General features: G+C 58.6%; 18 protein-coding genes. 13 read left to right on the forward strand and 5 right to left on the reverse strand.

The annotated features are described in order from the left end of the window. The first annotated feature begins 18 nt into the window (after positions 1 to 18). Positions 19 to 564 carry a MerR family transcriptional regulator gene (locus tag FB555_RS02020; protein ID WP_182483762.1) on the forward strand — a complete coding sequence of 182 codons (546 nt, stop codon included), beginning with the start codon at positions 19 to 21 and terminating at the stop codon, positions 562 to 564. Between the two features lie 54 nt (positions 565 to 618). Here the strand turns inward: FB555_RS02020 and FB555_RS02025 are convergent, their stop codons facing one another. After that, entirely contained in the window at positions 619 to 1,419 is an 801-nt protein-coding gene (locus FB555_RS02025) for an AAA family ATPase (protein ID WP_182483763.1), read from the reverse strand. Between the two features lie 75 nt (positions 1,420 to 1,494). Here FB555_RS02025 and FB555_RS02030 point away from each other — a divergent pair, with 75 nt between their 5' ends. The 3 genes from FB555_RS02030 (at position 1,495) to def (ending at position 7,007) form a co-directional block, all read left to right on the forward strand. After that, positions 1,495 to 4,902 carry a pyruvate carboxylase gene (locus tag FB555_RS02030; RefSeq protein ID WP_182483764.1) on the forward strand — a complete coding sequence of 1,136 codons (3,408 nt, stop codon included), beginning with the start codon at positions 1,495 to 1,497 and terminating at the stop codon, positions 4,900 to 4,902. A gap of 139 nt (positions 4,903 to 5,041) precedes the next feature. Beyond that, positions 5,042 to 6,457: a MinD/ParA family ATP-binding protein gene (locus FB555_RS02035; RefSeq protein ID WP_343046374.1), complete on the forward strand. Its 1,416-nt coding sequence runs from the start codon at positions 5,042 to 5,044 to the stop codon at positions 6,455 to 6,457. 58 nt (positions 6,458 to 6,515) lie between these two features. Beyond that, on the forward strand, positions 6,516 to 7,007 hold the full coding sequence (gene def / locus FB555_RS02040; protein WP_182483765.1) for a peptide deformylase: 492 nt from the start codon (positions 6,516 to 6,518) through the stop codon (positions 7,005 to 7,007). 46 nt (positions 7,008 to 7,053) lie between these two features. On the opposite strand, the gene FB555_RS02045 is transcribed toward def, so the two are convergent. After that, positions 7,054 to 8,862, reverse strand: a complete 1,809-nt coding sequence (locus FB555_RS02045; protein WP_182483766.1) for an AMP-dependent synthetase/ligase — start codon at positions 8,860 to 8,862, stop codon at positions 7,054 to 7,056. Between the two features lie 126 nt (positions 8,863 to 8,988). Between FB555_RS02045 and FB555_RS02050 the strand changes: the two genes are divergently transcribed. The 3 genes from FB555_RS02050 (at position 8,989) to FB555_RS02060 (ending at position 12,121) form a co-directional block, all read left to right on the forward strand. Next, positions 8,989 to 9,936, forward strand: a complete 948-nt coding sequence (locus FB555_RS02050; RefSeq protein WP_182484254.1) for an ROK family glucokinase — start codon at positions 8,989 to 8,991, stop codon at positions 9,934 to 9,936. 57 nt (positions 9,937 to 9,993) lie between these two features. Beyond that, positions 9,994 to 10,683 carry a lysophospholipid acyltransferase family protein gene (locus FB555_RS02055; protein ID WP_182483767.1) on the forward strand — a complete coding sequence of 230 codons (690 nt, stop codon included), beginning with the start codon at positions 9,994 to 9,996 and terminating at the stop codon, positions 10,681 to 10,683. Between the two features lie 106 nt (positions 10,684 to 10,789). Next, complete coding sequence (locus FB555_RS02060) at positions 10,790 to 12,121, forward strand: class II 3-deoxy-7-phosphoheptulonate synthase (RefSeq protein ID WP_182484255.1); 1,332 nt, start codon at positions 10,790 to 10,792, stop codon at positions 12,119 to 12,121. Positions 12,122 to 12,160: 39 nt separating this feature from the next. On the opposite strand, the gene pknB is transcribed toward FB555_RS02060, so the two are convergent. Beyond that, positions 12,161 to 14,074 (reverse strand): Stk1 family PASTA domain-containing Ser/Thr kinase, encoded by a 1,914-nt coding sequence (pknB, locus tag FB555_RS02065; RefSeq protein ID WP_343046375.1) that lies wholly within the window; start codon positions 14,072 to 14,074, stop codon positions 12,161 to 12,163. A gap of 87 nt (positions 14,075 to 14,161) precedes the next feature. Beyond that, positions 14,162 to 14,788, reverse strand: a complete 627-nt coding sequence (locus FB555_RS02070; protein WP_182483768.1) for a lytic transglycosylase — start codon at positions 14,786 to 14,788, stop codon at positions 14,162 to 14,164. Between the two features lie 116 nt (positions 14,789 to 14,904). On the opposite strand from FB555_RS02070, the gene FB555_RS02075 reads away from it, so the two are divergent. Beyond that, a complete protein-coding gene (locus FB555_RS02075; RefSeq protein ID WP_425485575.1) occupies positions 14,905 to 15,249 on the forward strand; it encodes an Rv2175c family DNA-binding protein in 345 nt (114 codons plus the stop codon). 29 nt (positions 15,250 to 15,278) lie between these two features. On the opposite strand, the gene FB555_RS02080 is transcribed toward FB555_RS02075, so the two are convergent. Continuing rightward, positions 15,279 to 16,337, reverse strand: coding sequence for a polyprenyl synthetase family protein (locus tag FB555_RS02080; RefSeq protein ID WP_182483769.1), 1,059 nt, complete (start codon positions 16,335 to 16,337; stop codon positions 15,279 to 15,281). A gap of 100 nt (positions 16,338 to 16,437) precedes the next feature. Between FB555_RS02080 and FB555_RS02085 the strand changes: the two genes are divergently transcribed. The 5 genes from FB555_RS02085 (at position 16,438) to FB555_RS02105 (ending at position 21,002) form a co-directional block, all read left to right on the forward strand. After that, a complete protein-coding gene (locus tag FB555_RS02085; protein ID WP_182483770.1) occupies positions 16,438 to 16,830 on the forward strand; it encodes a DUF3040 domain-containing protein in 393 nt (130 codons plus the stop codon). 237 nt (positions 16,831 to 17,067) lie between these two features. Continuing rightward, complete coding sequence (mraZ, locus tag FB555_RS02090) at positions 17,068 to 17,499, forward strand: division/cell wall cluster transcriptional repressor MraZ (RefSeq protein ID WP_182483771.1); 432 nt, start codon at positions 17,068 to 17,070, stop codon at positions 17,497 to 17,499. 103 nt (positions 17,500 to 17,602) lie between these two features. Continuing rightward, complete coding sequence (gene rsmH, locus FB555_RS02095) at positions 17,603 to 18,556, forward strand: 16S rRNA (cytosine(1402)-N(4))-methyltransferase RsmH (protein ID WP_182483772.1); 954 nt, start codon at positions 17,603 to 17,605, stop codon at positions 18,554 to 18,556. After that, positions 18,553 to 19,176, forward strand: coding sequence for a cell division protein FtsL (gene ftsL, locus FB555_RS02100; protein ID WP_182483773.1), 624 nt, complete (start codon positions 18,553 to 18,555; stop codon positions 19,174 to 19,176). Before rsmH ends, ftsL begins: the two co-directional genes overlap by 4 nt. A gap of 59 nt (positions 19,177 to 19,235) precedes the next feature. After that, positions 19,236 to 21,002 carry a peptidoglycan D,D-transpeptidase FtsI family protein gene (locus tag FB555_RS02105; RefSeq protein WP_343046376.1) on the forward strand — a complete coding sequence of 589 codons (1,767 nt, stop codon included), beginning with the start codon at positions 19,236 to 19,238 and terminating at the stop codon, positions 21,000 to 21,002. Positions 21,003 to 21,029: the final 27 nt, after the last annotated feature.

Here is a 21,029-nt window from a genome sequence, read left to right on the forward strand (position 1 = left end):
CACAGTGAGGAGCGGCCCATGAGCGAAGTGAACCGTAACGAAGAGTCGCGCTATGACCTCGGGGTTCTCTTTACTGACGGTATGCCGGAGCACGATGATTCCACCGGCTACCGTGGAGCCGTCGCGGCCAGTGCCGCCGGCATCAGCTACCGTCAACTCGATTATTGGGCGCGTACCGAACTCGTGCAGCCTACGGTTCGCGGTGCCGCCGGTTCGGGCTCCCAGCGTCTTTATGGCTTTCGCGACATTCTTGTTCTCAAACTAGTGAAGCGCCTCCTCGACACCGGAATCTCCCTCCAGCAGATTCGTGCGGCCGTCGATCAACTTCGGGCCGCCGGCATCTACGATCTTGCCCAGACCACGCTCATGAGCGATGGTGCCAGCGTATATATGTGCACCTCGGACGATGAGGTCATCGACCTCGTTAGCCGCGGCCAAGGCGTCTTTGGCATTGCCATTGGCAAGGTTCTGCGCGAGGTCGAATCTCGCCTTATTGAGCTCGGCTCCGATCAGGCCGATTCGGCCGACGAGCTTTCTGCCCGTCGCGCACGCAAAGTCGGCTAAGAAGCGCCTATAGCAGGATGCCGTCGGCCGCGTGGCTGTCGCACGGCCGCTTCCTTAACGAGCGTCCTGACCAATTTTTCCGGCACGCATCACGCGCTCGAGGAGAAGGTCGAAGTTGTGCGCCATTTCTGCGGCAGCGTCACCGGGCCATGCGTGAACGGGACGCGCGGCGCCTTGGGCTTGCTGAAGGGACGTGCGCTCGGGAAGTAGTGGGGCCAACACCAGCGGGCCAAACATGTCGCGCAACTCGGCGATGCGAAACTGGTGTTCGAGTGACTGGGCACGCACTCTGTTAATGATGAGGCCGAGGGGCTGCAGTCGCGGACTAAGCCCACGGCGAACCTCCTCGATGGCGCGCAGGGCGCGGTCGGCGGCGGCAACGGAGAAAAGACCGGGCTCGGAGACGACGGCGACGCGGTCGCTGGCAGCCCAGGCGGTGCGGGTAAGCGCGTTCAGGCTGGGCGCGCAGTCAATTAAGACGAGGTCGTATTCGCTCTCGATCGTGGCCAACGCCTCTTCAAGTCGCCAAATTTCTCGGGCACTGGGGTGCGGGCCGTCAAAGTTGATGGCCGAGGGGCTACCAATCATGACATCAATAGGGGAGTGACCTGGAGCAGTCCACGAGCTCGGCGCAATCGCCTGACGCACGGTTTTGAGTTTCGGTGACGCCAAAACATCCGCGACATTGAGGTGGTTTCGGGTATCGACGCCGAGGCCGGTCGAGACGTCAGACTGCGGATCTAGGTCAACCACGAGAGTGCGCAGGCCCTTGGAGAAAGCTGCCGACGCCAAACCGAGGGTGACTGTTGTTTTTCCAACGCCGCCCTTGAGGGAGCTCACTGATAGCACGTGCACGAGAGCAAGGTTACCTTGGCTAGTCTTAGAGAACCTAACTCAGACCGAAGCGCTGGCGGCAACTGAAAGGCCTCAATGTTTAAGAAGATTCTTGTTGCAAACCGCGGAGAAATTGCGATTCGGGCTTTTCGTGCAGCTGTGGAGCTGGGCGCGAAGACGGTGGCAGTATTTCCGATTGAAGATCGCAGTTCTCTGCACCGCCAAAAGGCAGATGAGGCCTACCAAATCGGTGAGCCCGGTCACCCCGTGCGCGCCTATCTTGACGTGGCGGAAATTATTCGTGTCGCCAAACTCTCGGGCGCTGATGCCATCTACCCTGGATACGGTTTTCTTTCGGAGAACCCAGAACTAGCGCGTGCCGCGGCAGAAAACGGCATTACCTTCATCGGCCCCCCCGAGCGAGTCTTGGAGATGGCGGGCAACAAAGTCACAGCGAAAGAACACGCCATTGCCGCCGGTGTGCCCGTTCTCAAGTCCACTCCGGCTACCGACAACGTTGAGGAACTCCTCGCCGGAGCCGCGGGAATTGGCTTCCCTATTTTTGCCAAGGCCGTCGCTGGCGGCGGCGGACGTGGAATGCGAAGGGTTGAGACCCAAGAGGAATTGCTTCCCGCTTTGGAAGCAGCCATGCGGGAGGCTTCCAGTGCTTTTGGTGACTCCCGAATGTTCCTCGAGCAAGCGGTGCTTCGTCCGCGGCACATTGAAGTTCAAATCCTCGCCGATTCCACGGGCGAGACCGTTCACTTGTTCGAGCGGGACTGTTCGGTTCAACGTCGTCACCAAAAAGTTGTCGAAATCGCGCCGGCTCCGAACATTAGTGACGAATTGCGCGCGGCCCTTCACCGTGACGCCATTGCTTTCGCCCGGTCGATTGGCTATGTAAACGCGGGCACCGTCGAATTCCTCGTTGACACCGTGGGGGAGCGCGCCGGAGAACACGTATTTATCGAGATGAACCCGCGTATTCAGGTGGAGCATACGGTTACCGAAGAGGTGACGGATGTCGACCTCGTCCAAGCACAAATCCGCATTGCCGCGGGTGAAAGTCTCGGCGACCTCGGACTCCATCAGGAGGACATCCACCTGCGTGGCGTCGCTCTTCAGTGCCGCATTACAACCGAAGACCCTTCGCAAGGTTTCCGCCCCGACACGGGGCGTATCACGACCTACCGTTCACCGGGCGGTGCCGGAATCCGCCTGGACGGTGGAACGATCAACCCGGGCGCCCAGATCAGCCCGCACTTTGACTCCATGCTTGCGAAACTCACATGCCGTGCCCGTGATTACCCGTCGGCAGTGGCCCGTGCCCGCCGCGCTTTGGCGGAGTTTCGCATTCGTGGCGTTTCCACCAACATCCCGTTCCTGCAGGCGGTGCTCGACGACGCATCGTTTGCGGCCGGCGATCTCAGTACGTCGTTCATCGACGAGCGCCCGGAGCTCTTGACCGGCCGTGAGTCCAAGGATCGTGGAACGAAGATTCTCAACTGGCTGACTGACGTCACCGTCAACAAGCCCAATGGTCCACGCCCGATCGCCATTGACCCGGTTGAAAAGCTCCCCGCCATTGACCTGTCGAGCCCCGCCCCGGCGGGAAGTCGTCAGCGACTGCTGACACTAGGCCCCGTCGGTTTTGCGTCAGCCCTGCGCGCCCAGACGGCCCTCGCCGTCACTGAAACGACGTTTCGTGATGCCCACCAGTCGCTTCTGGCAACGCGCGTGCGCACGAAAGATTTGGTCAACGTTGCGCCCCATGTGGCGCGCTTGACGCCGCAACTTCTGTCGGTCGAGGCCTGGGGTGGGGCAACGTACGACGTGGCCCTGAGGTTCTTGGGCGAGGATCCCTGGGAGCGTTTGGTCAAACTCCGGGAAGCTCTGCCCAACGTTGCCATTCAAATGCTGCTTCGTGGCCGTAATACCGTCGGCTACACTCCCTACCCCGCTGAGGTAACGGATGCGTTCATTCGTGAAGCCGCATCCAGTGGTGTCGATATCTTCCGCATTTTTGACGCGCTCAACGACGTGAATCAGATGCGTCCCGCTATTGATGCCGTTCTCGAGACGGGTACCACTGTGGCCGAGGTGGCGGTGTGCTACACGGGCAACCTGCTGGACCCCACGGAGGACCTCTACACGCTGGATTACTATCTGAGACTGGCGGATCAGATTGTGTCTTCGGGCGCTCATATTTTGGCGATCAAGGACATGGCGGGGCTCCTTCGCCCCGCCGCCGCAGTGAAACTTGTCGCCGCTTTCCGCGAGCGTTTTGATGTTCCCGTTCACGTGCACACCCATGACACGGCGGGCGGGCAGCTCGCTACCCTCCTGGCGGCCGCTGCTGCCGGCGCAGACGCTGTAGACGTTGCCAGCGCGCCCATGGCCGGAACAACAAGCCAGCCCTCGGCGTCGGCGCTCGTGGCGGCATTGGCCAACACCGAGCGGGACACGGGGCTCAGCTTGAATGCATTGTGCGACCTAGAACCGTACTGGGAAGCAGTTCGCCGCGTGTACCTGCCCTTTGAGTCGGGATTGCCGGCGCCCACCGGTCGGGTCTACCACCACGAAATCCCGGGGGGGCAGCTCTCCAACCTTCGCCAGCAGGCCATTGCCTTGGGGCTGGCCGACGACTTCGAGCTGGTCGAAGATATGTACGCCGAGGCGAATCGCATCCTGGGTCGTATTCCCAAGGTGACGCCGTCATCCAAAGTCGTCGGTGACCTTGCCTTGCACCTAGCCGCGGTTCACGCGGATCCTCAGGACTTTGAACAGAATCCGAATAAATATGACATCCCAGATTCGGTGATTGGATTTATGGCGGGCGAGCTGGGTGAATTGCCCGGAGGATGGCCTGAACCGTTCCGCACCAAAGTTCTCGAGGGTCGCACGGTCTCCATTGAGGTCACACCCCTCACGACCAGTGACCAGGCTGAACTCGCGGGGTCTTCGCTCGAGCGTCGTGCCGCCCTGAACCGATTGCTCTTCCCCGGGCCCACGCGTCAGTTCGAACAAACGCGAGAAACGTTCGGCGACATCTCTGTTCTCGACACGGTGGATTACCTCTATGGTCTCGATGCGGGCGTTGAACACGTAGTCGAAATTGAACGCGGTGTTCGTCTTTACGTGGGGCTTGAGGCGATTGGTGAGCCGGATGCCAAGGGTATGCGCACCGTCATGGCAACGATGAATGGGCAACTTCGGCCCGTTTTCGTTCGCGATTCTTCAATCGATGACGAGACGAAATCTGCGGAAAAGGCCGACGGGTCCCACTCGGGTCATATTCCGGCACCGTTTGCGGGAGTTGTAAGCCTCAAGGTAGGAGCGGGCGCTGTTGTCGCCGCGGGGGAGGCTGTCGCGTCCATTGAGGCCATGAAGATGGAGGCGGCCATCACAGCACCCATTGCGGGTCGAATTGAACGCATCGCCATTTCGCCCACGCAACAAGTTGAAGCAGGAGACCTTCTGGTCGTCATCGTTCCCATCAGCTAGAACGACCGCCCCTGAGTAGGACAAAATTGCCCCATTTTCTGATCAAAAACTATGCATGACGTGCTCGGGCGGTAAACTGGCAGGCGCACCATGAGAGCAAAGAGGTTTTTCCGTGAGCAATGTGCCACCAAAAAGTACCGTGAAGAAGCCAAGGGCGACGAAGGCTGCCTCGGCGACGACGGCCGCAGCAGCTGCGACGACGGCCGCCCAAGACCTGAAGGACGCGACGGATCCCGTTGTGTCTCCTCAGCGTGTTTCTGATATCGAAAATGCCCCCAAAATTGGCACTGAAGATGTTACGCCGGCCCCTGAAGTTGGCACGATTCCCTCCGGCCACGAACAGATAATCCCAGGCGCAACCAGAGTCATTGAATCTAGCGGCGTTGGCGCGCCCACAGTATCCGTTGTCATCGACACGGGAGAGATCATAATTGCTGAGATTGAGCCAGAGATCACACCCGACCTGCTGACAATCGAGGAACGCGCGGCGTATCAAGCAGCCTTCGCCGATGAGGTACCCGTGACGCCGAGTGAGATCGTGACCACAACCGGAACTGAAGGCGACGTCACGCTTGCTGGCCCGTCACGGCGCGACATGCTCAAAGGCGAGCCCTTCGCGCATCCTGAGCCGGTTTCCATGCTCACTCCCGAACGCATTCTTGAGAAAAGCAACAAGCGTGAGGTTCCATCCCCGGGCTGGAATCGTTTCGTCTACCACGCGACGTTGCATTTAGTTAACCTCGGTGATTCGCCCGCTGAGCGACACCGTAAAGCTGTCGATGCGAGCATTTCGCGGCCGCTGACGGGGGGAACGCGTTTTGTTCCCGTTCTGACCCGCAAAGGTGGCGTGGGTAAAACCACCGTCACGACCATGATTGGCATGGCGCTTGCCAGGACTCGCGAAGATCGCATCATCGCTATTGACGCTAACCCCGATCGGGGAACGCTCGCGGAACGTTTCACTCGAACCACCGAAAAAACAGTGCGGGACTTGGTCGCGAAGACCAACGCGATTACAAGCTTCTCGGAGTTTTCTACCTATGTGACGCGCGATAAATCGCGGCTTGATGTGCTGGCTTCGGACACAGATCCGTTCATTTCCGAGGCCTTCGATGAGAACGACTACAACGTTGTCGCAGATGTAGTTTCGCGGTATTACTCGGTCGCCCTTACGGACTGCGGTACGGGCATCGTGCACTCCGTCATGACGGCAACGCTCAACCGGGCAGACTCACTGGTCATTGTTTCTGGAGGATCATTCGATGAAGCACGCCTCGCGGCGGAAACGTTGACGTGGCTGGAGTCAAATGGCTACGCGGAGCTCGTGCGCAATTCGATCGTTGCTATCAACACGGCAACTCAGGGTACGAACCTCGTGAAGATCAGTGAAATCGAGGCGCATTTCCAGTCGCGTGTTCGCGACATTGTGCGCATTCCTTATGACCCCATGCTGGCCACAGGCTCCGTTATTGACTTTGATAGGCTGATGCCGGCTACTCAGGATGCTGCGCGCACTCTCGCAGCCCTCGTGGTTGATGGTCTTCCCTCGAAATAGTGCCCCACCATGACCGTTGCGGGATGCAGATGCACCGGCGGCGAAGGAGATTTTTGTTGTGACGGAACGCCCCATTCGCCTGTTCGGTGACCCCGTTCTCAAGACGCCAACCGTCGATGTTGGTGTTATCGACCACCGCGTTCGCTCTCTCGTCCAAGATCTTCTGGACACCGTAATGATTCCGGGGCGAGCCGGGGTAGCCGCCACGCAAATTGGTGTCGGGCTTCGTGCTTTTAGCTACAACGTAGACGGGGACGTCGGGTACATCTTGAACCCGCACCTCGTCGAGGTATCGGGGGAACCCGAGCTCGTCGAAGAGGGATGCCTCTCGGTTCCCGAACTGTGGTTTGCCACTAAGCGCTTTCCATTCGCGCGCGTGACGGGCCACGACCTGGAGGGAACTCCGATTGAATTGTCGGGCACCGGTCTCATGGCTCAAGCGCTCCAGCACGAGACCGACCACCTCGATGGATACCTGTATATCGACAAGCTCGAAACGCCGTTGCGGCGGGAAGCCATGAAGCAGATTCGCGAATCCGACTGGTTCTAATCAGACTGGTTCTCATCGGACGGGTCTTTACCCGCCGCAGGCTCACCTAGTCGACGGGCAGGCTCGCGTTACCGTACATCTCATCAATTTGAGCGGCGAAGTCGTGCGTAATGACGTGACGTTTGATACTCATTTTGGGTGTCAGATGTCCCGTCGCTTCCGTGAATTCAAGCGGGAGAATTGTGAATTTACGAATGGATTCAGCCCGCGATACCGTCTTGTTGGCACGATCAATAGCGCGTTGAACCTGGGCACGGACGAGGGGGTGCTCCGTCGCGTCCGGCAGTGTCATCTTTGGATCGAGCTTGTTGTTGGCGAGCCACATGGGTAACATCTCGGGATCAAGCGTGACGAGGGCGGCAACGAAAGGCTTGCCGTCACCCACCACGACAACCTGGCCGATCAGAGGATCCGCCCGGATTGGGTCTTCCAGGAATGCGGGGGCCACATTCTTGCCACTGGCCGTGACGATGATTTCTTTCTTGCGACCGGTAATGGTGAGGTAGCCATCCGCATCGAATTCGCCGATATCGCCCGTCTTGAACCACTCGCCGTCAAAATTCTCCGCCGTTGCCTGCGGGCTGTTCCAGTACCCAGCAAAAACATTAATGCCCTTGACTTGGATCTCGCCGTCGCCGTCGAGGCGCAATGACACACCAGGCAGGGCCGGTCCAACGGTTCCAATCTTGAACTTAGCGGGGCGGTTAATCGTCGCGGGAGCCGTGGTCTCCGTGAGTCCGTAACCCTCAAGGATGACAAGACCGAGACTGTGATAAAAGTGACCCAAGCGTTCCCCCAGAGGGGCGGAGCCGGAAACTGCGAACGAAACACGACCGCCCAAGGCGGCGCGCAATTTGCTGTAAACGAGGCGATCGAACAGGGCAAACTGTAACCGTAATCCGAGAGGAATGTGACCGGCCATGTCTGCTTTCGAGTGCGCGATTGCGACGGCAGCGGCTTTACGGAATATGTTCCCTTTGCCCCCGGCTTCTGCCTTCTGCTCGGCCGAGTTATAAACCTTCTCAAAAACGCGCGGAACGGCAAGAAGAAATGTGGGCTTGAACGATTGCATTGCAGGAAGGAGGCGCGTTGTATCCGGCTGGTGACCCACCTTGACGCCACCTTCAACGCACAGGATGGAGATGTAGCGGGCAAAAATGTGGGCCAGTGTGATGAACAGCAACGTTGAGGACTGAGGGTTCACAACCTCGGGAATTGCCGCCCGCGCATTTCGACAGAGCTCAACGAAGTTGGAGTGGGTCAGGATGCAGCCCTTGGGGCGTCCCGTAGACCCAGAAGTGTAAATGAGCGTTGCGAGGTCGCTGCCAATCGCAAGGCTTCGACGTCGTTCAATTTCGGAATCCTCCACGAGCTTGCCGGCCTCGACGAGCTTGTCTAGATCGTCCAGGTTCATCTGCCAGACCGTTTGCACAAAGGGGAGCTCGGGACGAACCTCATCAAAGCGCGCAAAGTGGTCGGGAGTCTCGACAATGAGGGCCACTGCCTCGGAATCTCCGAGAATCCAGAGAAGCTGGCTCGGGGCGCTGGTCTCATAAATGGGAACCAGGGATGCTCCGGCAAACCACATCGCAAAGTCGATGAGAGTCCACTCGTAGCGTGTCTTGCACATCAGACCAACGCGGTCGCCGGGCATGATGCCAGTGGCCACGAACCCCTTGGCGAGAGCAATCACCTGTGCGTGAAATTCTGAGGCGGTCACGTCGTTCCACAGCTCGCCGTTCGGCACTGAAAATAGCGGTGCATCTGGGGTTTGACGTACACGATCCAGCAATAGGTCTGTCGCGTTTGCTTGGGGGTCTGCGGTGACAACGGCGGGCACATCGAACTGAACCATGGCAACTCCTTTGGTGTTAAGTACACTTTACTTGTCGGTCATGGGGATTGCCCTTAAAGAAAAAAGATGGTTCACATCTGTCTTATTCCGCCAACTATTGCCGTCAAGCCCGAGGAGATTTTGTCTGTGTATGCCGTGGGAATTGACATTGGTGGCACGAAGATTGCCGGAGCGGTCGTCGATAATGAAGGCCACATCCTTGCTCACCTCTCGCGTCCATCACCAGCTTTAGACGCGCAGGCCATGGTTGACACGGTGGTTGACCTGATAGAGGAGCTCTCCCGGGGGCGCCGAATTGTCGCTGCCGGGGTCGCCGCCGCTGGATTCATTGATGCCGACCAGTCCGTGGTTTATTACGCCCCCAACATTGCGTGGCGCAATGAGCCTCTTCGTGAAAAACTCGAACGCCGTGTTGCCTTGCCAATCGTCGTAGAGAATGACGCCAACGCCGCGGGGTGGGCCGAATTTTGTTTCGGTGCCGGGCGCAACGTCACCCACATGACCATGCTGACGATTGGAACGGGAGTGGGCGGTGCCATCATTGTCGATGGTGAGCTCTTCCGCGGCGGTTTTGGTGCCGGGGCCGAAATTGGCCACCTGCGCGTTGAGCGGGACGGCTTGCTGTGTGGATGCGGAGCCCGCGGGTGCCTCGAACAATACGGCTCGGGGCGGGCTCTCTTGCGCTACGCGGCAGAGATCTCGCACGATCCTGTTTTGGGGGGAAAATTAGCGGCGTATCGCCATGGCGATGGAACCATCGATCCAGCGGGGGTGCGTCAGCTCCTCGAACTTCGCGATCCAGGGGCTCTGCGGGCTTTGCGGTCGATCGGGGAATGGTTGGGGAGCGCGTGCGCCAGCTTATCCGCGGTTCTAGATCCGCAACTTTTTGTTATCGGTGGTGGGGTAGCGGCAGCGGGCGACGAACTCTTGTCCCCCATCCGCGCCAGTTTCCTTCAGAATCTTTCGGCAAAGGGCTTTCATCCCGAGCCAGAGTTTGCGATTGCGGAATTGGTCAATGACGCCGGTGTTGTCGGGGCGGCAGATCTGGCGAGGCGGCATGCGGCATCCGTGTAGGCGCTGTGAGGCACGCCAAATGCTGGATAAGCTGAACCTCGTCGAAAGGGTAAGCGCATGTTTTATTGGTTCATGAAGCACATCGTTGCAGGACCGTTGCTCCGTGGAATATTTCGACCCTGGGTTTCTGGCGCAGAAAATATTCCCGCTCACGGCGGCGTCCTATTGGCGAGCAACCATCTTTCCTTCGTCGATTCCATTTTTTTGCCGCTCATTATCGAACGTAATATGGTCTTCTTGGCGAAAAGTGAGTACTTCACCGGCAGGGGGCTCAAGGGTTGGCTGACGAAGATGTTTTTCATTGGCACCGGCATGTTGCCCATCGACCGCTCCGGGGGCAAAGCCTCCGAGGCATCCCTCAACACCGGTCTTCGGGTCTTGGCGGAGGGGCAGATTCTGGGAATTTATCCCGAGGGCACGAGAAGCCCTGACGGTAAAATGTATCGTGGCCGCACAGGGGTTGCTCGCATGATTTTGGAGGCCGGAGTTCCGGTCGTTCCTGTTGCCATGATCGACACCGAGAAGGTCATGCCGATCGGTTCCAAGTGGCCCAAGCTTCGTCGAATCGGCATTATTTTCGGTGAACCGATGGACTTCTCCCGTTTTGAAGGCATGGAAGGTGATCGGTTCATTTTGCGCGCCGTTACCGACGAAATCATGTACGAGCTGGCGGGTCTCAGCGAGCAGGAATACGTTGACGTCTATGCCAGTAGCGTCAAGGAAAAGCGACCCAGTCTTTCTCGATAAACTGGGGGACGTTCGTTTCTCGATCTCGTTTTATCACCGCCCCTCATAGAAAAAGGTTCCTCTCGTGGTTGTCTCTGCCGAACCAAACATTGCCGCCGATGCGTCAGTGATTGCCGGTCTAGATTATTGGCGTGAGCTGCCGATCAAGCAACAGCCGCAGTGGCCAAACGCTGTTGCAGTGGCTGCCGCAAGCGCGAAGATTGCCAGCTACCCACCGCTGGTTTTTGCGGGGGAAGTTGACACACTGCGTGACCGCCTGGCCGCCGCTGCTCAGGGGCACGCATTCCTTCTCCAAGGCGGCGATTGCGCCGAAACCTTCGCCGGCGCCAACGCTGAACAGATTCGCAATCGCGTAAAGACCGTTCTGCAAATGGCCGTCGTTTTGACGTATGCCGCGGAAATGCCGGTCATCAAGATGGGGCGCATGGCGGGTCAGTTCGCCAAACCTCGTTCGAGCGATAATGAGACGCGTGACGGCGTTACGCTTCCGGCTTACCGTGGTGACATCGTCAATGGCTATGACTTCACTCCCGAATCCCGGGAGGCAAATCCCGAACGCCTCGTTCAGGGCTACAACACGGCGGTTGCGACTCTTAACCTGATTCGCGCTTTTACTCAGGGCGGTTTTGCCGATCTCCGTGAGGTTCACAACTGGAACAGGGGCTTCACATCGAATCCCGCTAATGCGCGGTACGAGCGACTTGCCGGCGAAATTGATCGTGCGATTAAGTTCATGTCTGCCTGTGGTGCTGACTTTGAAGCGCTGAAGCGCACGGAGTTCTTTGTCTCCCACGAGGCGCTCCTTATGGACTACGAGCGCCCCATGACACGCATTGATTCGCGTACGGGCACGCCGTACAACACGTCCGCACACTTCGTCTGGATCGGGGAACGCACGCGTGACCTCGACGGTGCACACGTTGATTTCCTTTCCCGCGTGCGGAATCCCCTTGGTGTCAAGCTTGGGCCTGGCACTAGCGGCGATGACGCATTGCGACTCATCGATAAGCTCGACCCCAACCGCGAACCTGGTCGCCTTACCTTCATTACCCGCATGGGCGCCGGTAAAATTCGGGATGCTCTGCCGCCCCTCCTTGAGGCCGTAAAAGCTAGCGGTGCCACCCCCCTCTGGATCACCGATCCTATGCACGGCAATGGCATGACCACCCCCAACGGTTACAAGACGCGACGGTTTGATGACGTTGTTGATGAGGTCAAGGGGTTCTTCGAAGCGCATCGTGCCGTTGGCACGTTCCCCGGCGGTATTCATGTTGAGCTCACAGGGGATGACGTCACGGAATGCCTGGGCGGTTCCGAGATGCTCGATGAGAACTCGCTCGCTACCCGCTACGAGTCGCTGTGCGATCCTCGCCTAAACCATAAGCAGTCCCTGGAATTGGCATTCCTCGTTGCCGAAGAGCTGGGCCGCAGCAAGTAACGAACTTGCACGGAACGAACTCGTAATGAACGACGTAGCCTAGCCGTCGTTGCGAATGTCGATCGTCGATCCGCGCTTCACCTTTGTACCCGCAGCGGGGTTCTGAACGGTCACTTCTAGGCGGTTATACCAAATGGCCGGAACGTTGGTTGTAAAACCAAAGCCCTTTTCTTGCAGCTTCGCCGAGGCCTGAGCAATGGTGAGTCCCATCACATTTGGAACCTCTACGAGGTCTTCGCCTTTGGAAATATCGAGTCCGACGGAGGCGCCCGGGCGAACGGCCCCTTCGGGAACTGACTGTGAGATCACAATCCCTTTGGGGACGCTGTCGCTAAATGACTCCGTAGGCGTTGACACGATGAGGCCAACCGAAACCAACTTTGCGGTTGCTTCCGCCACGGTGAGGCCAATAACACTCGGAATGGAGCCCGCCGAGACGACAAAACTTACGGCGCCACCGTCGGGATACTCGGCGGGTAGTGGCGCTCCCGTTGCGTCAAGCGCCTCGATGACGTGCCCCAAAACAACGTCTGCCGAGAACTGCTTGACCGAGGCACCGACCACAAATCCAGTTCTCGTGGCAAGCTCCGAAGCGGCCGCCTCGCTGAGATTGGCAAAGCTCGGCACTTTCAGGATCTGCGGTCCCGTTGACACAAAAATTGAAATAAGCGAGCCTCGTGTCGCATGGCCGCCCTCTGCGGGGTCGGTGGCAATGGCCAACCCAACCGGGACAAGGACGCTGCTTCGCTCGACAAGCTTCGTCGTGAAACCTTCAGCGACAATCCGCGCGGTGGCTTGTTCTGAGCCCTGGCCGGCAACGGTGGGAATGAGCGCGAGCGACCCGGGACCGGATCCAAAGTACCAGCCTGTTCCGCCCGCGAGAGCGGCGAAGATGACGACCAGAGCGAGGAGCCAGGCGCCGCGGTTTCGGCGCGATATTGCCACGGCAGAGAGTGTGGACACGGCGTTGACCGGTCGAGAACGACCGGCGTGGGCACCGGCCAAGACGCTTGCCGTCATGACTCGGGTTTCATCGTCTTGCAGGTTCAAAACGCCGGCCGGCATCACCATCGTCTGCTGGGCACTCAGGTCCGAGCGTGAACTGCCCGACCGAATACTGGGCTCCGCCTCGAGCAAGCGGTCCAACAGAGCACCCGCGTTCTCCGGACGATCACTGGGGGTGCGACTCGTAGCCCAGATCACAACGTCGTCGAGGGATGCGGGAACGCTGGGGTTGACGAGAGAGGGCCGAGGCACCTTTTCATTTGCGTGTTGATACGCAACTTGCATGGGCTGCTCGCCGATAAATGGCTGGACACCGGTCAACATTTCATACAGCATGATGCCCACGGCATAGATATCGCTCCGAGCATCGGCCACGCCGCGCGTCAGAAGTTCTGGGGAAAGATAGGCGATCGTTCCGAGGAGGGCTTGTCCCGTAGCGGTGTTCGCCGTGGTTGCGCGGGCCAATCCAAAGTCGCCAAGCTTGATGCGTCCGTCATCGGCCAACAACACGTTCTCTGGCTTGAGATCTCGATGCACGATGCCGGCTTCATGGGCAGCCGCTAGGCCGCGGAGCACCGCATCCATGATGTCAAGCGTCTGCTCGGGGGTGAGTTTTCCATAGTCTTTTAGAAGGTCACGCAATGTGATGCCGGGTAGGTACTCCATGACCATGTACGCCATGTCGGAGTCTTGACCTTGATCGAAAACATTGACCACGTTGGGATGCGCCAGCCTCGCTGCGGAGCGAGCTTCTTGAACAAAGCGCGCCTTGAACGCACTGTCATCGGCGAGGTGGCCATGCATTATTTTGACGGCAACGCGGCGCTCCAGACGTAAGTCTGTCGCGAGGTATACAGTCGCCATTCCGCCACGGGCGATGCGCGACTTTACCTGATATCTGCCGTCAATAAGGCGGCCAATCATAGGGTCGGTCGATGCGGAACTCACTGTTCAAGTCTAGATAAGGGATGTGGTGTTGTCTGCCAGAAACACCGGTGCTCTAGCAGGAGTCCTCGGTGAGCGATACAAAAGGTGCTAGGCGACCGATTCGGCCGGCAATTCGCCCATGACATGAGAATCGGGGACGACGAGGCGTTGGCCAACGATAAGTCGGCTCGAACGATCCAGACCATTTGCTGTCATCAGGGCGCGCGGCTGAACCCCGTAGGTACGCCCGATCATTTCAAGGGTGTCTCCGGCATCCACTCGATGGCGTGTGATTGCCGGCGCCATGGTCGGCACGCTGGAGCCACTGGTCGAGCGAGGAATGAGGAGCTGCTGGCTCGTGAAAATTAGGGTCTTCCAGCTGAGACCGTTGGCCGCCAGGAGCTCGGCCGTTGAGATGCCGGCGGCCGCGGCAATCTGAGCGACCGTATCGCCTTCGACAACCGTATACTTTCCGCCACGAATGTTGGGGGAAACTTCACGCGGTACCTGGTGGAGCACGGACGGGTCAACGGGCTTGGACTTTAAAACGCGGTCGCCGCGAGGAGTGTCGGCGGCATGAGCTCCGGGAGCACTGTGTACCCCCAGCACGACGCCGACGATCGCGGTCAGTGCTACGGGAACGACCAAGGAAGCTCGAGGGTTCTTTCGAACACGAGCGGTGAGCGATGGCGTCACCATGTTGGCGTGATTGGACCGAAATCTTCGCCCGTCCATAGCGACACCCTTTCATCGACATTGAATGGCCCTCAGTCTCTACGTTAACCTGAAGGTTTTAGCTAAAGAACGTCGGCGTGGCGAAGATATGGGCCCAGACATGGAAAGCTTGAGGTGTGTCGAATGAAATGATCCCGCCCACTGTGTGGCTAACAATCCCTGACCTTGTCGAACGAATGGGCCTCAGTCCAAGTCGCATCCGCCGTTTGATTGATGATCATGCTCTCGCCGCTAAACGTGTTAACGGGATCCTCTGCGTTCCCCAAACTTTTCTCGACGGGGTTGAGGCGCGTCCCGAACTTCGCGGAACAATCATTGTGCTGAGTGATCAAGGCTACAAAGGTGACGCCGTGGTCGATTGGTTGATCACTGTGGAGGAGAGCCTCAACGCAACTCCCATTGACGCCCTGATTGCTGGTCGTAAGGCAGAGGTTCGTCGCATCGCGCAAGCCCTGGCCTAACCGGCAGCGCTGGGGTTTTTCGCCAGGGACTAATGGGCGCGTTGGGTGACGCCATCGGCGAGCGCCAAGAGCTCTGCGGCGGTTGCGACCGAGAATCCACTGCCAGAAAGCGCGCTCCGCGCCACCGAAACTTGCTCCGTTATGAGAGCCTCAATCTGATCAACAGCGCCGCTCACAACGAGCATGTCGCGTAGGTGGGCAATTTCTCCGCCGCTCAGGCGGGGGTTTCCCAGAAGATCGTCCATCTGCGATACGTCAGAAGCGGCCAGCGCGCGTTGAGCCAACGCAATCAGCACGGTGCGCTTGCCTTCACGAAGGTCGTCGCCGGCGGGTTTACCCGTCACGCTGGGGTCACCGAAGACGCCGAGAAGGTCATCTCGAAGCTGGAAGGCAATCCCTAAGGGCAGGCCGAAAGCACGCAGGGTGGTGAGGTGCTGATCGGAGGCTCCGGCGAGCGCCGCCCCGATAACGAGAGGCGCCTCAACTGAGTACTTGGCAGATTTATAGACCACGACGCGATGAGCGCGGGGGAGTGCGTCGAGTTTGTCAATGCTGGGCCATGCCCGCTCTTCCACGATGTCGAGGTACTGCCCGGCCGTGACATCGAGTCGCATGCGATCAAATTCTTTGCGAGAACGATGGGCTGCCTTTTTGTCGGGAGATTCGAGCAGTCCGGATGCGATGAGTTCGTCGCTAAAAGCGAGAAGAAGGTCGCCGAAGAGGAGGGCGGCCGACGTTCCGAAGTCAGCGCTGGAGCCTGCCCAGTGGGCGGAGCCATGAACGGTTTCAAATTTTCGATGGGCGGACGGCGCGCCGCGACGCGTGTCGGACTTATCCATGATGTCGTCGTGGACGAGGGCGGCCGCGTGAAAGATCTCCAGCGCGCTGGCAACGTCTATGGCGTAATCCGGAATCGCGGCGTTCTGGGTCCCGAAACCTAGGAGGGCGAACTGTGCCCGAAATCTCTTACCGCCGCTGAGAAATTGCCGAGAAAAGTCAATAAACGGCACGAGATCCGGTCCGAGAGAGCGCAGAATTGATTCGCGTTCGCTAATGAAACTGTCGAGCCGAGTACTGACTCGGTTCACCCACTGATTCCTATCTAGCACGCGCCTAGCCTATCCAGCGCACGACGGTTAGAATGATTGTCTGCTCGTTTTATCGCTTCAAGAAGTCAAGGAGAATCGCATGCCATTATCTGAGCATGAGCAACGTCTTCTCGACGAAATGGAACGCGGGCTTTACGGGCGAGAGGCCGACGTAGTGCAGGCACCGACGAGCGAGTCTCTTCGTCCCAACTATCGGGCCATCGTGGTTGGCGTGTTGCTCGCAGCCGTTGGGCTTGCCGCACTCGTGACGGGTGTTATGACGCACCTCGTCATTATCGGCGTCGTCGGCTTTGCCGTCATGTTCACGGGAGCCTTAGTTGCCGCCCGTCCGGCACCTTCCCTCGTGCCTGATTCACTTTCAGATATTTCGACCGCTCGGGCAAAATCTTCAAAAGGTAAGGCAAAGGGATCCTCGACATTCATGCAGCGGATGGAGTCTCGTTGGGACGACCGCCAGGATGGTCGCCTGTAGGCGCACTTTCTTCGCGCTTTAGCGCCACCGCGTAACCGACCTTCGGGTCGGTTATTTTTTTGTCCATTTTTTCTTTGCGAGGCTCCATTTCCCTCCACTAGCTAGATGCCTTTATTTGCTTGAACTAGATCGAAAAAAAGCGAATAAAAGCGACAATAACTGTAAATTGTGGTGTGTTGTGGAGTAAAGTGGAGCAAGCACCCAACGAAGGCCGGAATTGAAGGGAGGTGCTGCCATATGTTTCTCGGTACGCACTCACCCAAACTCGACGAAAAGGGCCGCATCATTTTGCCGGCAAAGTTTCGTGACGAGCTTGCCTCCGGCATTGTCGTTACCCGCGGTCAAGAGAATTGTCTTTACGTCTTTAGCTCGCGCGAGTTCGAAGAACTCCATGACCGCATTCGGCAGGCGCCCGTGACGAGCAAAATTGCCCGTGACTTTCTGCGCGTATTTCTCTCGGGGGCAAGCGCCGAGACTCCCGATCGCCAGTTCCGCATTACGGTGCCTGCCAACCTGCGAACCTACGCCGGTCTTGACCGTGAGCTCACCGTCATTGGTGCCGGTAACCGCATTGAAATTTGGGATGCCGAAGCATGGAACACCTACTTGAGCGCAAATGAAGAAACGTTCGCCAACACCACGGAGGAGGTGATCCCTGGACTCTTCTAAGACCTAGGTCCTGACTCCCAGCCATAGCTGCCCTGACACACCTTCCCCGGTTGCAGGTCGAGATGGATGGGGATCAGGATGTGGGATCGAAGTCCGGCTACTTATGGCTCTCAACGACATTCACATTCCCGTCATGCTTGACCGCTGCGTTGAGCTTCTGTCCCCGGCGATCAGTGCTCCTGGGGCAGTCTTGGTTGACGCAACGCTCGGCATGGGCGGTCATGCGGAGGCATTCCTCGAACGCTTCCCCGAGCTCACCCTCGTCGGTCTCGACCGCGACACCGATGCCCTCGCCATCGCTGGGGAACGCCTCGCTCCTTTCGGGGATCGGGTTCACCTCGTGCACACTGTGTATGACGGAATCGCTGAAGCCTTGGATGGCCTCGGGATCTCGGGCGCTAACGGCATCCTTTTTGATCTCGGAGTTTCTTCGCTTCAGCTCGATCGAGCCGAGCGAGGGTTTGCCTATTCCAAGGACGCACCCTTGGACATGCGGATGGACGCGACAGCGGGTCAAACCGCGGCCGATGTCGTGGCCTCGTATCCTGAATCAGCCCTGCGGAGCGTTTTTCAGCGTTATGGCGAAGAGAAACTGGCCGCTCGTTATGCGCGTGCCATCATTGCCGCCCGCGCGGTCGAGCCGATCGAGCGTTCGGCGCAGCTCGTCAGCATTCTGACCGATGCGACCCCGGCCGCACTCTCGCACGCGGGACACCCCGCAAAGCGTGTCTTTCAAGCTCTGCGAATTGAAGTTAATCAAGAGCTGGCAGTCTTGGAGACCGCCATTCCGGCAGCGTTGCGCTCGCTCAGTCTCGGTGGCCGCATTGTCGTCATGTCGTACCAGTCGCTCGAAGACCGCATCGTCAAGCAGCTTTTGGTTGCGGGAGCCGCTTCCACCGCTCCCGTCGGATTTCCCGTTGAGCTGGAACAGCACAAGCCTGAATTTCGTCTCCTCACCCGAGGGACAGAACTTGCCTCGGAAGACGAGAAGCTTCGAAACCCCCGCTCAACGCCTGTGCGCTTGCGCGCAGCCGAACGAATCAGGAACGTGGCATGAGCGCTGCAACGGCCATCAAATTCACGACCCCGCGGACCAGCCCTGATACGCCCCGCACGACGCCTAGGCCCACGCGCTTTCGTGTTGTCGCAACGCGAGCTCAACGCCACGCACGGCCCCGAGTCTTTTATGCCGTCGTCACGATGTCCGTCATCTTTGGCATCATTGTGGCTCAACTCCTCCTCAGCGTGGCAGTCTCGAGCGGAGCCTATGAAATCTCGGGATTGCAGGCACAGAACCGCGAGTTGATCCGCACGCATCAGTCCATCAGTCAAGACCTTGACCGCCTTGCGTCACCTCAGAACTTGGCGGCAAACGCCGAAGCCCTGGGAATGGTCAACAACAACACTCCCGTCTACCTTCGACTCTCCGATGGTGCCGTTCTGGGCAGTCCCGAAGCAGCTTCGGTCGGCGCAGGGGTCATTGGTGGCGGCACGCTCGTCTCCAACTCCCTCCTCAAAAACGTTCCCCTCGTGACGACCACTGCCGCCACTGCCGCCACTGCCGCCACTGCCGCCGCCGCTTCACAAGCTGGTGCCGGAGCCAGCGTGCCTACTCCTGTTGTCGCCACTGGCCCGGTACCGTTGCAAAATGGCCTGCCAGGTATGTCGACGCACTAAAGCGCGCTTCCTCCCGCGTCTATGCCGTCGCGACTATTTTTTGACTTTGAGGTTCTCCCGTGAATACTAAGCAAACACGGCGCAGGACCGTTGTTTCGATGCTGCTGATCGTGGTCTTTGTGGCCCTGTTCATGGTCAAATTGGTAGATATCCAGATCGTGCAGGCTTCGGCCTTCAACGAAGAATCGTTGGGCAAACGTTCCATACCGGCCACGATCTACAGTGAGCGCGGAAAAATCGTTGACGCTAACGGCATCATTTTGGCCGACAGCGTCATGCGCTACAACGTCACGATTTCGCCCAAGAACACCAAGGATTTTTTGCGCGTGACGGATCGTGCTGACGTCACCATCACACCGCAGCAGGCGGCCGTGGAAATTGGAAACATTACGGGCCAAAAGCCTGAGGAAATTTTGAAGATTGTGGCGGATGCCCTGGCCGCCAATCCGCTCAGTGACTTCGCGTACGTTGTCAAGGGTGTGGACGTTGATAAGTTTCGTGCCCTCAATGCTTTAGGGATTCCCTGGCTGTATTCAGAACCGTCGCCGGGTCGTAGCTACCCAAATGGCAGCGTCGCGGGAAATCTCCTGGGGTACGTCGGTCAAGATGGCCTCGCGCAGGCAGGCATTGAGCTGACGTCCAACGAGTGCTTGGCCGGCGTCAACGGCGAAGAAAACTATCAACGCGGGGCCGACGGCGTGCGTATTCCTGGCAGTACGGTCACGAGTGTTCAGTCCCAAGATGGCTCCAGCATCAAGCTGACAATCGACTCCGACCTGCAGTGGTTTACGCAACAAGTCTTGGCCAAGCAGGTCGATGCCACAGGGGCAAAGTGGGGCACAGTCGTGGTGCAAGAAGTTAAGACGGGCAAGCTCTTGGCCGTAGCCGACTACCCCACAGTTGATCCCAATAATGTCGGTGGCACGGCGGAGGCCAACCGCGGCTCGCTCGCGTTTATGGCACCGTTTGAGCCAGGTTCAACGATCAAGGCGCTCACGGCGGCTTCGCTCCTGGATGCCGGTCTCGCCGAACCAAACTCCCAAGTCCTTGCGCCCTACAGCATTGAGTTTCCCAACGGCGCTAAGGTCCACGATGCGTCGATGCACGGGGTCCTCCAACTCACGCTGACCGGTGTGCTGGAGCAGTCCTCCAACGTGGGCATCACCCAACTGGGGGAGGTTCTGAGCGCTGAAAAACGCTACGATTACCTCTCAAAATTTGGGTTTGGGGCCACGACTGCCGTTGGTTTCCAAGCGGAATCAACAGGCATCCTTCATCCTTGGCAGGAATGGGATAACCAGACCTATTACAACACCATGTTCGGTCAGGGGCTCGCGACCACCGCAATTCAGGTCGCCAGTGCCTACCAGGCCTTGGGCAATCACGGTGTTCGCCTCCCGGTGCAGCTCGTGGAGGGGTGCGTTGCCCCGGACGGTACGCTGACGCCGACGAAGCTCCCCGCGCCCACGCAGGTTGTTTCTGACGCTGCCGCCACGACCACGGTCAATATGCTCGAAAATTTTGTAACAAAGGGATGGATTTCGAAGTACATTTCGATTCCCGGTTACCGCATTGCCGCCAAAACGGGAACGGCCGAGCAATCGGCCGGTGACGGAACGTATTCAAACAGTTACATCGTTTCTAACGCTGCCCTCATTCCGGCCAATGATCCGCAGTACGTGGTAACCGTCACGATTGCGTCCCCGGCCAGTAACGGGTCGATGGCGTCGCCGCCTGTTCTGAAAGCAGTGATGGCGCAAGTGTTGAAAAAATACCGTGTGGAGCCGTCACCCGACGGAGCACCGGACTTGCCCATCCGTTTCTAGCCTGGCCGAAACCGATAAGATTTTGCT

It is taken from the genome of Alpinimonas psychrophila, assembly GCF_014137865.1.
Classification (GTDB): Bacteria; Actinomycetota; Actinomycetes; order Actinomycetales; family Microbacteriaceae; genus Alpinimonas; species Alpinimonas psychrophila.

Coding starts and splice junctions, on each gene's coding strand:
- FB555_RS02045 (WP_182483766.1), bottom strand. CDS start 8,862: ATGGTTCAGTTCGATGTGCCCGCCGTTGTCACCGCAGACCCCCAAGCA.
- rsmH (WP_182483772.1), top strand. CDS start 17,603: ATGGCTCTCAACGACATTCACATTCCCGTCATGCTTGACCGCTGCGTT.
- FB555_RS02020 (WP_182483762.1), top strand. CDS start 19: ATGAGCGAAGTGAACCGTAACGAAGAGTCGCGCTATGACCTCGGGGTT.
- FB555_RS02030 (WP_182483764.1), top strand. CDS start 1,495: ATGTTTAAGAAGATTCTTGTTGCAAACCGCGGAGAAATTGCGATTCGG.
- FB555_RS02070 (WP_182483768.1), bottom strand. CDS start 14,788: ATGGACGGGCGAAGATTTCGGTCCAATCACGCCAACATGGTGACGCCA.
- mraZ (WP_182483771.1), top strand. CDS start 17,068: ATGTTTCTCGGTACGCACTCACCCAAACTCGACGAAAAGGGCCGCATC.
- FB555_RS02055 (WP_182483767.1), top strand. CDS start 9,994: ATGTTTTATTGGTTCATGAAGCACATCGTTGCAGGACCGTTGCTCCGT.
- FB555_RS02085 (WP_182483770.1), top strand. CDS start 16,438: ATGCCATTATCTGAGCATGAGCAACGTCTTCTCGACGAAATGGAACGC.
- ftsL (WP_182483773.1), top strand. CDS start 18,553: ATGAGCGCTGCAACGGCCATCAAATTCACGACCCCGCGGACCAGCCCT.